This window comes from Actinoplanes sp. NPDC051343, assembly GCF_044455125.1.
GTDB lineage: Bacteria > Actinomycetota > Actinomycetes > Mycobacteriales > Micromonosporaceae > Actinoplanes.
Genome location: NZ_JBITEL010000003.1, coordinates 682310 through 696709, shown reverse-complemented (window position 1 = coordinate 696709; position 14400 = coordinate 682310). Strand labels below are relative to the sequence as shown.

Annotated in this window: 14 protein-coding genes and 1 riboswitch; of the genes, 4 read left to right on the top strand and 10 right to left on the bottom strand. The window is 69.8% G+C overall.

Annotated features, from left to right (window positions below):
* Nucleotides 1–205 precede the first annotated feature (205 nt).
* Nucleotides 206–1321: a HoxN/HupN/NixA family nickel/cobalt transporter gene (locus ACIA5C_RS13880; RefSeq protein ID WP_396054231.1), complete on the top strand. Its 1116-nt coding sequence runs from the start codon at nucleotides 206–208 to the stop codon at nucleotides 1319–1321.
* On the opposite strand, the gene ACIA5C_RS13875 is transcribed toward ACIA5C_RS13880, so the two are convergent.
* From ACIA5C_RS13875 to ACIA5C_RS13865, 3 genes are all read right to left on the bottom strand, one after another.
* Nucleotides 1212–1859, bottom strand: coding sequence for a tyrosine-protein phosphatase (locus ACIA5C_RS13875; protein WP_396054229.1), 648 nt, complete (start codon nucleotides 1857–1859; stop codon nucleotides 1212–1214). The two genes, ACIA5C_RS13880 and ACIA5C_RS13875, sit on opposite strands and share 110 nt — an antisense overlap.
* A 210-nt stretch (nucleotides 1860–2069) precedes the next feature.
* Complete coding sequence (locus ACIA5C_RS13870; protein ID WP_396054227.1) at nucleotides 2070–3548, bottom strand: hypothetical protein; 1479 nt, start codon at nucleotides 3546–3548, stop codon at nucleotides 2070–2072.
* Complete coding sequence (locus ACIA5C_RS13865; protein ID WP_396054225.1) at nucleotides 3545–4243, bottom strand: ABC transporter ATP-binding protein; 699 nt, start codon at nucleotides 4241–4243, stop codon at nucleotides 3545–3547. Before ACIA5C_RS13865 ends, ACIA5C_RS13870 begins: the two co-directional genes overlap by 4 nt.
* A gap of 152 nt (nucleotides 4244–4395) precedes the next feature.
* Here ACIA5C_RS13865 and ACIA5C_RS13860 point away from each other — a divergent pair, with 152 nt between their 5' ends.
* A complete protein-coding gene (locus tag ACIA5C_RS13860; RefSeq protein ID WP_396054223.1) occupies nucleotides 4396–5121 on the top strand; it encodes a class I SAM-dependent DNA methyltransferase in 726 nt (241 codons plus the stop codon).
* A 45-nt stretch (nucleotides 5122–5166) separates the two neighbouring features.
* Here ACIA5C_RS13860 and ACIA5C_RS13855 read toward each other — a convergent pair whose 3' ends face one another.
* From ACIA5C_RS13855 to ACIA5C_RS13830, 6 genes are all read right to left on the bottom strand, one after another.
* The gene (locus ACIA5C_RS13855; protein WP_396054221.1) at nucleotides 5167–5604 is read right to left on the bottom strand and encodes an RDD family protein; all 438 of its coding nucleotides are present in this window, start codon (nucleotides 5602–5604) and stop codon (nucleotides 5167–5169) included.
* 62 nt (nucleotides 5605–5666) lie between these two features.
* A complete protein-coding gene (locus tag ACIA5C_RS13850) occupies nucleotides 5667–6740 on the bottom strand; it encodes a hypothetical protein (protein WP_396054219.1) in 1074 nt (357 codons plus the stop codon).
* Nucleotides 6741–6772: 32 nt separating this feature from the next.
* A complete protein-coding gene (locus ACIA5C_RS13845) occupies nucleotides 6773–8056 on the bottom strand; it encodes an AAA family ATPase (protein WP_396054217.1) in 1284 nt (427 codons plus the stop codon).
* A 94-nt stretch (nucleotides 8057–8150) separates the two neighbouring features.
* Nucleotides 8151–9494 (bottom strand): helix-turn-helix transcriptional regulator, encoded by a 1344-nt coding sequence (locus tag ACIA5C_RS13840; protein WP_396054215.1) that lies wholly within the window; start codon nucleotides 9492–9494, stop codon nucleotides 8151–8153.
* 81 nt (nucleotides 9495–9575) lie between these two features.
* A complete protein-coding gene (locus tag ACIA5C_RS13835) occupies nucleotides 9576–10055 on the bottom strand; it encodes a hypothetical protein (protein ID WP_396054213.1) in 480 nt (159 codons plus the stop codon).
* A gap of 128 nt (nucleotides 10056–10183) precedes the next feature.
* Nucleotides 10184–11260 (bottom strand): epoxide hydrolase family protein, encoded by a 1077-nt coding sequence (locus ACIA5C_RS13830; RefSeq protein ID WP_396054211.1) that lies wholly within the window; start codon nucleotides 11258–11260, stop codon nucleotides 10184–10186.
* Between the two features lie 53 nt (nucleotides 11261–11313).
* On the opposite strand from ACIA5C_RS13830, the gene ACIA5C_RS13825 reads away from it, so the two are divergent.
* Nucleotides 11314–11757, top strand: a complete 444-nt coding sequence (locus ACIA5C_RS13825) for a MarR family winged helix-turn-helix transcriptional regulator (RefSeq protein WP_396054209.1) — start codon at nucleotides 11314–11316, stop codon at nucleotides 11755–11757.
* Between the two features lie 18 nt (nucleotides 11758–11775).
* On the top strand, nucleotides 11776–13119 hold the full coding sequence (locus ACIA5C_RS13820; RefSeq protein ID WP_396054207.1) for a M1 family metallopeptidase: 1344 nt from the start codon (nucleotides 11776–11778) through the stop codon (nucleotides 13117–13119).
* A 55-nt stretch (nucleotides 13120–13174) separates the two neighbouring features.
* On the opposite strand, the gene ACIA5C_RS13815 is transcribed toward ACIA5C_RS13820, so the two are convergent.
* Nucleotides 13175–14173 (bottom strand): NlpC/P60 family protein, encoded by a 999-nt coding sequence (locus ACIA5C_RS13815; protein ID WP_396054205.1) that lies wholly within the window; start codon nucleotides 14171–14173, stop codon nucleotides 13175–13177.
* Between the two features lie 15 nt (nucleotides 14174–14188).
* Nucleotides 14189–14325: riboswitch (cyclic di-AMP (ydaO/yuaA leader) on the bottom strand.
* Nucleotides 14326–14400 lie beyond the last annotated feature (75 nt).

Sequence of the window (14400 nt, the reverse complement as noted above, 5' to 3'; positions counted from 1 at the left end):
CAGATTTGGCTGCGCGGGGGACGGCGCGCCAGTCAACGGCCGGCACTACGGCCTCGACTGATCGAAGACGCTGCCGTCGACCAAACCCGGCGCGGCCGGAAGCGCTACCTGCTCGAGGCGAACTCTGAGATCCACACCACTTCTCTTCGAGCCTTGGCTGTTGCAAGATATTGGCAATAGCCAAGGTTGATGAAGGGTGGCCTCGATGGCGTCACGCATCCGCCCGGCCCTCGACCGGCGCGACTGGACCAGTCTCGGCGGGATGAGCGCGTTCGTGCTGCTCCTGCACGTGGTCGGCTTCGGGCTGCTGCTGTTCGTGGTCGTCCCGGCGCACTACCAGGTCGGGGCCACGGGCGTTTACGGGATCGGGCTCGGCGTCACCGCGTACACGCTGGGCATGCGGCACGCCTTCGACGCCGACCACATCGCGGCCATCGACAACACCACCCGCAAGCTGATGGGCGACCGGCGCAAACCGCTGTCGGTCGGGTTCTGGTTCTCGCTCGGCCACTCCAGCGTGGTGTTCGGCCTGTGCCTGCTGCTCGGCCTCGGCGTACGCTCGCTGGCCGGCCAGGTCGAGAGCGACTCGTCGACCCTGCAGAACGTGACCGGCATGATCGGCGTCAGCGTCTCCGGCGTCTTCCTCTACATCATCGGGATCATCAACCTGGTGCTGCTCGTCGGCATCGTGCGGGTCTTCCGGCGGATGCGGCAGGGCGACTTCGACGAGGCCCAGCTGGAAGACCACCTCAACAAGCGCGGCTTCATGAACCGGATCCTCGGACGCACCACCAAGGCGGTCACCAAACCCTGGCAGATGTACCCGATCGGCCTGCTCTTCGGCCTCGGCTTCGACACGGCCACCGAGATCTCGCTGCTGGTCCTGGCCGGCGGCGCCGCCGCCTTCGCGCTCCCGTGGTACGCGATTCTCACGCTGCCCGTGCTTTTCGCGGCCGGGATGAGCCTGCTCGACACGATCGACGGGGCGTTCATGAACTTCGCGTACGGCTGGGCCTTCGCCAAGCCGGTCCGCAAGGTCTACTACAACCTGACCATCACCGGCCTGTCGGTCGCGGTCGCGCTCATCATCGGCACGATCGAACTGGTGTCGATCGTAACCGACAAGCTGGACATCCGTACGGGCCCGCTGGCCGCAATCGGCGGCCTCGACCTCAATTACGTGGGTTTCGTGATCGTCGGTTTGTTCGTGCTCACCTGGCTGGCCGCGATGCTGGTCTGGCGCTTCGGCCGGATCGAGGAGAAGTGGAACGCCCGCCTGGCACCAGCCGCCTCCGCACCCGCGCAAGCTCCGCTGCGCTGACGCCCGCGTTCTCCAGGTAGGAGGCCGCGCCGCCGTAGCGGTCCGACAGGTGATCGAGCGTGTTGCGCATGGCGGCCGGATCGGCGCCGGCGGTCAGCGCATAGTCGGCGACGATCGCCTCCGGCCGCACCCCGGCGATCTCCAGCACGAGAGCGATCAGGCCGCCGGTGCGGTCGCGCCCGGCACGGCAGTGGACCACGACGGCGCCTTCCGGCGCCGAGGCCAGCGCGCGGAACGCCTGGGCGATCCGGTTGCGGTTGTGGTCGAGCATCGGGGCGTACGTCCAAGCGGGCGGATCATAGGACAGGACGTCCTCCAGCAGCGGCACGTGGCAGTACATGGAGTCAGCGGCGAACGGCCCCGGCTGCGCCTCGACCTCTTTGAAGCTGCGCAGATCGAGGATGCGGACCACGCCGCCCTTCCGCACGGCCGCGACACCGACGCCGGTCAGCAGGGACAGATCGTCGGAGCGGATCAGCACCCCGTCCGCGGTGTGGCCGTGCCGGGCCGGCAGGCCGCCGAGGTCGCGGACGTTCACGCAGCTAGGCCAATCGATCACCATGGTCCTTTATAAGGGTCCCGGACACGCCGTGTCGACCCGGCGTTCCGACCTGCTCGCCGCCGCCGGACGCGGCGAGGTGCCCGACGCCGAGTCGGTGGGCTCCGTGCGGAACCGGCCAGCTGTCCTCGCCCGGCCGCCGATGGTCGCGTTCGACTCCGCAGCGCCTTCCGAGCTGACGGGACCGTGTCAGCGGCGGCTGTGTTTCAGCTCCTGCCACGTCGCCGTCAGGAGGACCAAGGTCAGGGCGACGGCCGCCACCAGGGCCGGATTCGGGCCTGCCGCGGCCATGAAGTTGATCGGGTCGCCGCCGTTCAGGATGGCGTACCACCAGAGGAGGTAGATGACCTGGAACGGCCGGGGCGAGCGGGTCAGCGATCCCAGCAGCAAGGCCAGCGCCGGGATGAACAGGGCGCCGGCCAGCCACGCCGCCGCGTCCCGGGTGTCGCCGGTGGACACTTGGCGGATCAGCGGGACCGCGCCGGCCAGGGCGGTCAGCAGGACGCCGGCCAGCCAGGTCGCGACCAGGCGGGTGCGCCGGCGGGGGTAGGCGGCCAGCACGTCGATGTCCTGGATGCCCAGGCGGGACCAGAGCAGGACCGGCCAGACCCAGCACAGCAGCAGCATCGCCGGGGCGACCGCGGCGATCAGGTTGAGGGTCAGGGCGCCCGCCCACCACCACTTCGACACGCCGGCCAGCAGGACGCCCAGCGACGTGCGGACCAGGCGGAACCCGGCCGGAGCGAGGCGGGCCGGGGTGGCGGGCCGGTGGGCCGGGAGTTCCCAGCGAGTCGTGGGCTCGGTGGGGCGCTCGGCGGCGCGGCGGCCGGGCATCGCGCGGGCCGGGTCGAAACGGTGGAACCAGAGGGCGCCGAGCACGGCCAGGGCGACCGCGATCGCCAACAGCACCAGCCGTTGGGCCAGGAAGCCGGCGTCCACGTAGGAACCCGACCAGGAGAAGACCTTCAGCGGGGTGTCGCGCTCGACCAGGCCGACGCCGAAGTCAAACGGGCGGCGGTCGCCGACGTCGGCGCGCATCGAGGTGATCACGTGGCCCATGCCGAAGACGTCGAGGCCGCCGCCCGACTGCAGGCCGATGCTGCCGGTCATCCACAGGAACAGCCAGACGATGTTGCCGGTGCCGCTGCGCAGGCCGGGCACGGTCTCGAAGAGCACCGCCGCGGCGGCGGTCAGGGCCAGCGCCGGGAGCGTGATCAGCACGAACGGCGCGAGCAGAGCGAGCGGTCCGACGTGCCGGTCCTCGCCCCGCCACAGCTGCATGATCAGGGCAGTGCCGGCCAGGGCCGCGGTCATCGAGGCGAGGACGGCCAGGTTGCCGGCGAACTTGCCGGCCAGGTAGGGCGCGCGGCGCAGCGGCGTGGCGGCCAGGATCTGCCCGACGCCGGTGTCGACGTCGAGCGCCACCGCGCTTTTCACGACATAGAACCCGGCGAGGGAGAGCCAGACCGCGCCGGCCAAGGCCGTCACGGTTCCCGCGTACACCGAGGAGTAGCGACCCCGGTAGTCCCCCAGTTGGAAGATCTGCCAGTGCGAATCGGCGGCGGGCAGCGCGAGCACTCCGAGGGCGACCGCGGCGAGCAGGACCACGGCGTACGCCGGACGCCGGGACCGTTCCCGGAAGTCGGCGACCGCCAGAGCCGCGATCATCGCCGGGCCCCGGCGACGGTCGCCAGGTAGAGCTGCTCGAGGTCGCCGCGGGGCGGCCCGTCGTAGAGGAGGCGGCCGCCGGCGACGATGGCGACCCGGCCGGCGATCGCCTCGACGTCGGAGACGATGTGGGTGGAGAGGATGACGATGCGGTCGCGGCCGAGGTCGGCCAGCAGGTCCCGGAAGCGGGTGCGTTCCTGAGGGTCGAGACCGGCCGTCGGCTCGTCGAGGATCAGCACCCGCGGGTCGTTGAGCAGTGCCTGGGCGATGCCGACCCGGCGCCGCATGCCGCCCGAGAACCGGCCGAGCGGGCGGCGCCCGGCCTCGGCCAGGTTAACGAGCTGGAGCAACTCGGTGATGCGGCCCTTGGCCGAGCGGGCGCTCAGGCCCTTGGCCGCGGCCAGGTAGGTCAGGAACTCGCGCGCGCTCAGGTGCGGGTAGACGCCGAAATCCTGCGGCAGGTAGCCGAGGGTGCGCCGCAGCGGTTCGGGGTCGGCGACGATGTCCCGCCCGTTGAACGTGACCACGCCCGCGCTGGGTCGCGTGACCGTGGCGAGGACCCGCATCAGCGACGACTTGCCGGCCCCGTTGGGGCCGAGCAACCCCACGACCCCGGGCCCGAGGTCGAGACTCAGCCGATCAACGGCACGCTTGTCGGCGTACGTCTTGGAAAGCTCGCGCGCAGCGAGCCGCACTGTCTCTGTCCCCGGTGTCAGCACGCGCCGACGTTACGAGAGCGGGCACGGTTTTCTCATCGATCCCCAGGCTGATTCGCAGGCGTCCGCACTGCGACTTTCGGCCGCGTTATTGGGTGGACAGGTAGTCCTGCGGGCGGTGATGGTGGGGCATGCTGCCGGACGAGGTGTGGGACGAGCGGGCCGCCGCGGACTACGACACCCCGGGCGAGGGCATGTTCGCGCCCGACGTCGTCGGCCCGGCGGTGGATTTCCTGGCCGGTCTCGCCGGTGCCGGGAAGGCGCTGGAGTTCGCCGTCGGCACCGGGCGGATAGCCGTGCCCCTGGCCGCGCGCGGCGTGCCGGTCAGCGGCATCGACTCCTCGCCGCCGATGGTCGCGCGACTACGGTCCAAGGCCCCCATCCCGGTCGTTGTCGGCGACATGGTGACGACGACCGTGCCGGGGTCGTTCGCGCTGGTCTACGTCGTCTACAACTCGATCTCCAACCTGCTGACCCAGGAGCAGCAGGTCGACTGCTTCCGCAACGCGGCCCGGCATCTCGCGCCGGGCGGCCGGTTCGTCGTCGAGCTGGAGGTGCCCGACCTGCGGGCGCTGCCGCCGGGCAAGGCCGGGGTGGTTTTCGAGTCGTCGCCCGGTTACCTGGGGGTCGATACCGTCGACGTGGTCAGCCAGCATCTGGTGTCGCACCACATCCGCTTCGGCCGGGGCCGGGAGGCGACGTTGTTCCGTAGTGCGCACCGCTATGCCTGGCCGTCCGAGCTCGATCTGATGGGCCGGCTGGCCGGCTTCCGGCTCGAGGCTCGGTATGCCGACTGGTCGGGCGCGCCCTTCACGGCCGGGTCGTCAGGTCAGATGGCGGTCTACAGGTTGGACTGACGGCGGCCGGCCGATCCCGTGGGCCGGCCGCCGTCAGCGGTCGGGTCAGGCGCGGACGACCTGAGTGCGGGCGGCCATGTCGCCGAGGCGGCGGCGACGGTCGGAGGCGAGCACGATGATGAAGCCGACCAGGTAGCCGAACAGGCCGTCGATGATGCGCAGCAGGGTGCGGATCAGCGCGGCTCCGGCGCCGGGCGGGGTCGTGCCGTCCTCGCGGACGACCTTGATGCCGGTGGCCATCTTGCCGACGGTGCGGCCCAGCATGCCCTCCATGAGGACGTAGTAGAGCAGGACGACGACGAGCAGCACGAAGCTGCCGCCGGTCGACAGTTTGGTGAGGTTGAAGCCGGACGCGTTGGACCGGGTGCCGAAGACCGCGGTGAGGATCGAGCTGAGGATGCCGAAGATGATGCCGTCGATGATGGTGGCCACGACCCGGCGGCCGGTCACCTTCACATCGCCGGAGACCTGCGTATAAGTCATTATCTATGCTCCCTGTGCATGGTGGTTGCCGTCATACCCAGAGAAGTCAATCAGTACGCGGCTCAGCCTCCAAGACGCCAGATCGCCCGGAACTCGCGCCACCACTGGCGGAAGTCCCCGGCCAGGCCGAGCAGGGCATGCCGGTAGCCGGGGTCGTCGAGGCCCGCTCCGAGCACCTCGAGCAGACCGAAAATCCACATCGGACCGCTCAGCAGGAACGCCGTCAGCGCGAGAACCCACCAGGTGCTCAGCGCGTACGCAATAAGCAGCGTGACCGCCACGCCGGCCGTGATCAGGCCGCCGATGGTGCCGCGGCGGGTGAGCCGCGGCACCAGGCGCAGGCACCGCCAGGGCAGGCGCCCGGCCGGAACGAGCACTCGCAGCCCGAAACCGATCATCACCGCGGCGACCACAAGGGACAGCAGCCGCGCGAAGTCACCGACCAGCGACCAGCGCAACGCCGCCAGCGCCAGCGCGGTGGTGATGGCCGCGCCGAGCGGCAGGCCGCGCCGCAGTCCACTGAGGATGCCCCGGATCGGCCAGGTCATGGCGAGCACATCGGTGCGCGCCGGGTTGTCGCGGGCCACGTCCCGCAGCACCCGCATCGAGCGGCGGACCTGCAGACGCTCGGCGTCGAGCATGGCGATCAGCCAGCGGGCGTACGCGTTGGCGGGGTCGATCGCGAGCACCGCCCGCGCCGCCGCGGCCGCCTCGTCGCGCCGGCCGGCCTCCCGCTCGACCTCGGCGACCGTGAGCAGACCCTCCACCGAGGACGGGTCGAGCCGCAACCCGTGCGCCGCGGCCGCCCGCGCCTCCTCCCGGCGGTTGGCCGACGACAACGCGCGAGCCAGCACGAGGTGCCCGGACGGGCGGAACGGTTGCAGCCGCGCCGCCTCGCGGGCCGACGCGACGGCGTCGGACGCGCGCAGGAGCCCGATCAGGATCTCGGCCCGCTCGGCGTGCGCGTCGGCCAGCGACGGGTCGGCCGCGATCGCGGCGTCGGCGGCGGTCAGCGCCGCCGGGTAGTCGCGGCGCAACCGCAGCACCCAGGCCAGCACACCCAGTAGCTGCCCGCTGGCGGGTTCCATCGCGAGCCCGTCGCGCACGACCCGCTCGGCCTCGGCGTACCGCCCCACCTCGGCCAGCCGGTGGGCGCGGTAGAAGGCGTCTATCGAATCTTCCTCTTCTTCAGGTAAGCCGCCAGATCGTCGTATTCGCCGCTCTCGTTGGCGAACATCGCCACGTTGCGCGCGGTCGCGAACCACCCGTCAGTCGACGGCCGCACGTCGCGGGCGGCGGCCAGCATGTCCTGCTGGGAGATCATGCGGATCTCGCCGGTGGCGATCGAGTCACGCATCGCGAACTCGGCCGCGGTCTCGCAGACGTGGGCCAGGTCGGCGCCCGAGTAGTGCTCGGTGGCATCGGCGACCCTGCCCAGGTCGATGCCGGCGACCGGGCGGTCCCGCAGGTGGTATTGCAGGATCGCGGCCCGCGCCGGCTTGTCGGGCGGCAGCACCAGCACCGTGCGATCGAGCCGGCCCGGCCGGCGCAGGGCCGAGTCGATGTCCCACGGCGCGTTGGTCGCGGCCAGCACGAACACGCCGTCGTTGTTGCCGTCGACCCCGTCGAGCTCGGTGAGCAGCTGGTTGACGACCGTGCGCATCGACGACGAGTTGAGCTGGGAGCGCTTGTGACCGAGCGCGTCGATCTCGTCGAGGAACAGCACGCAGGGCGCGTGCGACCGCGCCGACTGGAAAAGATCGTGCAGGTTGCGCTCGGAGCTGCCGACCCACATGTTGAGCACGTCGGTGATCGACAGCGAGAGGAACGCCGCACCCATCTCGCCCGCCACCGCCCGGGCCAGGAACGTCTTACCGCAGCCGGGCGGACCGTAGAGCAGCAGACCACCGCGCAGACTCTTGCCGAAAAGGGTGCGTAACTTCGGGTTCCGCAGCGGGGCCAGGAACGCGATCTCCAGCCGCTTCTTGACCTCTTCCATGCCACCGACGTCGCTCAGCGTGATGTTTGCCCGCTCGACGTCAAACACCCGGTCACCGTGCCCGCGCACCGGCTCGGCCTCGTCGTCGGCCCGCGCAAACCGCGGCGGCACGATGTCGCCGAGATCTTCCTCCATCGCCGCCCAGTCGATGCCGTCACCCTGAGTGGGTGGTTTCTCCGAGCTTTCGTACGCGACGTCGGCTCCCCCGACCGCAACATCGCCGCCGGGCGGCTCCTCACCCGCCGCGCCCGGCCCGCCCAGCGCCACGGTCATGAGTCGGCGGGCCGCGGCGTTGCCCGGCTCGCGGGCCAGCACCTGCGCGGCATGGCCGACCGCCTCGGAGCCGCGCCCCGCCCCCACCAGCAACTCGGCCAGGTGCAGTCGCAGCGGCAGATCATCGGGCCGGGCCTCGACGGCCGCCACGAGGCTGTCGATGAGGGGCGAGTCGCTCATGAGACCAAATTATGCCCGCGCGGTACGACAGGAGTCCGCCGGAGCGCCCGCCCGGCCGTGAAGACCACGCGATCGGCCTCATCGGCAGCCGGATTCAGGCGCGCGGCCTGCGCATGGCCCGTTCGAGAATCCCCAGGTAATAGCTGAGCGTCTCGAAGGTGAGGTGCGGAAGAAGCCCCCAGCCCTCGTTGACGTCGACGGCGCGCGGATGGCTACCGACCCCGGCCCGCAGGTTCCACCCGGACGGAAGCTTGACTCGCAGGGGTGCCATGCCCGGTTCAGCTCTCCGCGTCGTGGCGACAACGCCATCACGCACAGTGACGGATTTGCGCCATGGGCGCCAGATGAGCTCCACACGGTCGCCGGCAGCCCGAGAGGATCGGAGGAACTGAAGCCATACCGGACCGATCCAGTAAGAGGGGAAGTGAAGGTCAACCAGCCCCTGCCCGACGACCCGCATCGCATCCGGGTCGAGTTCGACCGCGCACGTGCGACCGTCCGCGTCGAGTGCCCTGTCCAGGCGTTCCAGCAGCTGCGGGACGCGGGGCATCCCTCCCTCCTCCAGCCGGTTGACGTGGGTCCGGGTGATCGCGGGTAGCGAGGGGTCCTGCCGCGAGGCCTCCTCGGCCAGGTCGTTCAGACTCAGTCCACGAGCGATGCGCAGGTGCTTGTAGAGTTCGCCGCCCCAATGCCGGGCGACTTCGTCGCGTGACGCGACGGCGGCGCTGACGTCCACGTTGTCGTCGAGACGCTTCTGAAGAACGTGAGACAGGGCTTCCCGGGCGACCAGAACGCGGTCACCGAATCGGCGCCGCAGCGTCTCGAACCATGCTTTGCGGCCGAATTTATCGGGTAGGTAACGATGCGTCGCCGCCATCAATGCCGGGTCGAGCGATCCCCGTGGGCCGACGATGGCGAAGTTCGCCGCGTCGAGAATCTCCGCGCCGAGGTCAGCCGGAAGCTCGCCGTAGCCGAAGGCGACCCAGCCACCGGTCTCGATGGCCACATGTACGGCGGGGTTGGTGGCGAAGGCATAGGCCTGCAGGAACACCCCGTCACCGGGTGGCACCGAGAACTCGGCGCGGAACGGCCCGGCGTCGACCTCGGCGTTCACCGGCCGGTCCCCGGGTATGCGGATCCATGCCCAGCAGGGGCGCGGTTCGCCCTGGTAGTTGAACCACCAGGCCACCTCGGGCCGGAAGGCGTCGGGGGTACCGATCGCGGCGTAGATACCGCGCAGTGCCCCGCCTGCACCAAGGCGGTCGTCCAGCGCTGCCAGCTGGGTGGTGCCGGGACTCCCGGTGACCCCGGTCTCCCAGTTGTGCAACGTCGACACCCCGACGCCCGCGGCCCGGGCCATCGCCTCGAGCGTGAGCGTGGATTGCGTGACACGCCACCACCGCAGGAGAGCGTTCCGGGATCGAAGGTGTTCCGCCATGTCCGTCTCCTCTTTCGGCCGGCCACCATCCGGCCCGCCCGGTGGAGGCCCGGCCACGGCCGGGCCTCCACTCAGTGCCGATTACCAGGATCCACCCGTGGTGCGAAGGCCACCCCACACGTAGATCGCTGCCCAGACACCGTGGTCGGTGAGCGCCGGGTGTCCCTCCACCAGTTGCGCCACGACGTCCCGAACGAGGTCGCCGCAGCTCGATGCCACCGGGTCGAAGTGCGGAATCTCCTCGCCGCTGATCTCCTCGCACATCCGGTCGGCGATCTGGCCGGCGCCCTCCGCGAGCGCGGCTCCATAGCTGGAGATCACCCACGCATGATCATGAGTCCAGCCCACGGTGATCGGCAGGCCCCGGTAACCCGGGGTCGCACCGACGTAGTAGGTGTACGAGGCGTCCGAGGGGGTGTTCGCGGCCGCCGGGCGCGCCCCGGCCGCGAGCAGCATTCCGAGAACGGTCAGCGCGGACACTGCCAGCACCATCCCATGGACCAGGATCCGGCGGACGCCCACCCGCACCGCCGGTGATGCGGTCGAAACCAGTACCGTCACGTGCTTCTCCTTCCGGAACCGCCGATCATCAGCGGTGCGGGAAGTCTGCCGAGCGCGGCCGAACCGCGGCAACGCCCGGTCGCCGAAGTGCGACAAAACCTGAAATCCCGCGGGAGGGAGGTCCGTGGTCACCTAACCCTTTCGGCCAAGGAAACCTTCGAGTTTGTTACCAGATCGAAGAAGCTGGTGATGTCCGCGGCCAGCAGGTCGGGCACCTCGAGGGCCGCGAAGTGGCCGCCCCGGGGAAACTCGGTCCACTGCCGGATGTCGTGCGTGGGCTCGATCAGCGGGCGGATCGACTGCGTGATGTCGCGGGGCAGCACCGCCACACCGAGCGGCGACGGGAGCGCGATCGGGCCGCCGAAGCCGCTCTCCTTGACGAGCCGGGCGGCCGATCCGGCGGTTCCGGTGAGCCAGTAGAGCATCACGTCGACGAGGATGTCCTCATCGGACACCGGCGTGGCCGGGTCGGCCCAGATCGTGAACTTCTCCCCCAGGTAGGCCAGTAATCCGGCCGGGGAGTCGTTCAGCGCGTACGCGATCGTCTGCGGGGCGGCCGCGAACTGCCACTGGTGCGGATGCCGGGTGCCGGCCATCGCCAGCGTGCGCTCGAGGCGGGCCCGGTCCTGCTCGGAGAGCCCGTCAGGCGCGCCGCGCGTCGGCAGATAGTTGACGTGCACGCCGACCACGCGATCGGGCGCGATCGCGCCGAGCAGCCGCGAGATGCCCGAGCCCCAGTCACCGCCGTGAGCGCCGTAGCGCTGGTAGCCGAGCCGGTCCATCAGCGTGGCCCAGGCCCGCGCGACCCGCTCCTGCCCCCATCCGGTCGCGGTGGTCGGCCCGGAGAAGCCGAAGCCCGGTATCGCCGGTACCACGAGGTGGAACCGCTGGTTGAGCAGCGGGATCAGGTGCCGGAACTCGGCCGTCGACCCGGGCCATCCGTGGGTGAGGATCAGTGGCAGGGCGTCCGGGTCGGGTGCGCGGTAGTGCTCGAAATACACGTTCTGCCCGTCGATCGTGGTGACGTACCCGTCGGCGGAGAACGCGATGCCGGGCCAGCGGTCGGCGAGGGCACGGACCCGCTCGGCCGGGATGCCGTACGACCATCCGACGCCGGGCAGTTCGTCGGGCCAGCGGGTGCGGCCGAGGCGGTCCTCGAGGTCGTCGAGGTCGGACGCGGAGGGGCGGTACCGGAATTCGTTCATACACCTAACGTTAGTATCACTAACGTTAGGCGTGCAAATGTTACTCTGGCGATGTGGATCACCTGCCGAGCTGGCTACTCACCCAGACCGCCGCCCAGGCGCACCGCCTGGTCAGCGAAGGCTTCGCCAAGGTCGGAGCGCGCGGCTACCACTACCGGCTGCTCAGCTCACTGATCGAGGACGGGCCGGCGAGCCAGGCCGCGCTCGGACGGCGTACCGGAATCCACCTGAGCGACATGGTCGCCGCGCTGAATGAGCTCGAAGCCGGAGGTTTTGTCTCCCGGGCTCTGGACCCGGCCGACCGCCGGCGCAACGTCATCACCGTGACCACGTCCGGCCGGCAGCGGGCGGCCCAGCTGGAACACAGCGCTCAGGAGGTCCAGGAAGTCCTCCTGCAACCGCTCGACGAAGCCGAACGGGGCCAGCTCAGCGCGCTCCTGAGCAAGCTTCTCGACCATCACCGACAAGGGATTCCCCCGTTGCCCGGCGACGAGTGAGACATCCATGCTCGTCGAATGATTAGACGAGCGTTACCGGCCCTGCTCGCCCTCGCCGGCACGATGCTGGCGGCACCGGCCACCCCGGCGCGGGCGGCCGCGACGGACACCACCCGCACGCCGGCGACCCCGGCCTACACGATCAGCCTGACCAGCAACGCCACCGGTGGCACCTGGACCGGGCACGAGGGCGTCACCTTCAGCAACGCCTCGGCGACCCCGCTGACCGAGGTCTACCTGCGGCTCTGGGACAACGCGCACGGCTCCTGCCCGTCCACCCCGATCGCGCTCACCAACGTCACCGGCGGTACGGCCTCGGCGCTTACCGTGAACTGCACCGCCATGAAGATCACCCTGCCCGCTCCGCTGGCCCAGGGTGCGAGCGGCAGCATCGGCTTCGACCTGTCGATCACCGTCACGGCGGGCGTCGACCGGTTCGGGCACGACGGCAGCTACTACTTCATCGGTAACGCGCTGCCTGTGCTGGCGATCCGGGACGGCGCCGGCTGGCATCTCGACCCGTACACCGACAACGGTGAGTCGTTCTACGCCCTGAGCAGCGACTACACGGTCATGCTGGACCATCCGACGTCGATGGCGGTGCCCGCGACCGGCTCGTCGACCGACCGGGCCGGCACCAGCGGCCGTACGATCACCACCGCCGTCGGCACGAAGGTGCGCGAGTTCGCCTGGGCGGCCGGCCCGTTCGTGAAGACGACCGGCACCACCGCGGGCGGCGTCAAGGTCAACGTCTACCGGGTCAGTTCGGTCAGTGCCGCCAACGCGAGTTCGATGCTCGGCACGGCGACGTCGGCGCTCGATGCCCATTCCGGGCGGTTCGGCGCCTATCCGTACGCCGAGGCCGACGTGGTCCTGGACAACGGGTTCTGGTTCGGCGGCATGGAGTATCCCGGGTTCGTGCTCGACGTGGTCAGTTCGACCGCGCTCGCCCACGAACTGGCCCACCAGTGGTTCTACGGGATCGTCGGCGACGACGAATACAACACGCCGTGGCTGGACGAGGGCTTCACCGACTACGCCACCGACCTGTACTTCAACAAGACCGGGTCGGGCTGCGGGATCACGTGGCAGTCGAGCGCCGAGCGGCTCACCAACTCGATGGCCTACTGGGACGCGCATTCGAGCCGCTACAGCACCGTCGTCTACGGCTACGGCAAGTGCACGCTGCACGACCTGCGGCGCCTGATCGGCACGACCGCGATGACGAACCTGCTCAAGTCGTACGCCGCGTCGCACTGGTACGGCGTCTCGACGGTCGCCGACTTCAAGGCCGCCGCCCAGGCCGCGGCCGGCTCGACCGACCTCACCTCGTTCTGGTCGACCCACCGCGTCGACGGCTAGGCACAGCAAACGGGGGACGCCATTGGCGTCCCCCGAAGCAACTTGCCTGCCTCGGTCAGCCCGGACGCCGGTAACCGGCGATCGGACCGACGTTGTCCATCACCGCCATCCGCACATGGTCACCCGTGTGCGGAGCATGCACCACTTCACCACCACCGATGTAGATGGCCACGTGGTGCAACGAACCAGGGAAGAAGAACACCAGGTCACCTGGCTGCAAATCTCCCCGGCTGACCGGCTTGCCCTCGTTCCACTGGTCTTTCGTGTAGTGGTCGAGGGTCACGCCCACGGTCGCCCACGCCTCTTTGGTCAGGCCGGAGCAGTCGTACGTGCTCGGGCCGTCCGACCCGAAGACGTACGGCTTGCCGATCAGCGAGCACGCCTTGCGCGCCGCCTTACCGCCGTCGTCGTTGGTGTAGGTGACCGGGCACGGCCCGATCCGCAGGGGTCCGGTGTCGCCACCGGACGCCCCGTACGCCTTGATGCGCAGCTTCTGCAGCGCATCGATCTTCACATTGATGGCCTTCTTCTTCTGCGCCAGATCGGCATCGCGCGCGGCGATGGAGTTGGTCAGAAGCTGGAGGTCATTCTTGGATTTGGCGTACTGGTCGCGCAGCTTGGCGACGCCGGCGATCTGCGCCTGCTGGTGCCGGGCAAGCTGGTCCAGAAGGGTCAGCTTGTCGGTCAGCTGGTTCGTCGACCCGCTCATCAACATGGCACTGACCGCGCTCGGCGAACCTTGCTTGTACGCGTCAGTGGCCAGGCCGCGAACCGAGGACAGGGCGACGTCCACCTGTACCTGGAGCGGGGTGAGCTGGTTGGTGAGCTTCTTCAGCTGAGCCTGGTTCTTGATCAATTTGCCGTGCACGTCGTTGTACAGCTCGATGATCGGCTCTAGCTGATTCCACTGGGTGTCGATCTGCGCCTCGACGCTGGACGGCGAGGGCGTCGCGAGTGCCGCGGTGGCCGGTGCGGTGACAACTACGCCGGCCGCGGCGACGAGGCAGAGCAGGCTGCGCAGCATTACGGCGCGGCGCGCCCCGTTCCGTTTCACGTTACGTGCGTCGTCCTTTCTTCCCTCATCCGCCGATCGGGTTAGCTGACGGGTTCGAGCGGGAAGCGCGCCCGGCCGCGAGATGCACGGCTTCACCCCAACTGCTCGGGTCCCCGGTTCGTCAAGGCACGACGATTAGGCGGTGGTCCGTCAGATCGGCCGGATGGACGATGGGGGGCTGCCGGACCGGGCACCACCGTACTCCCGATCATTGCCTTAACTGAAGC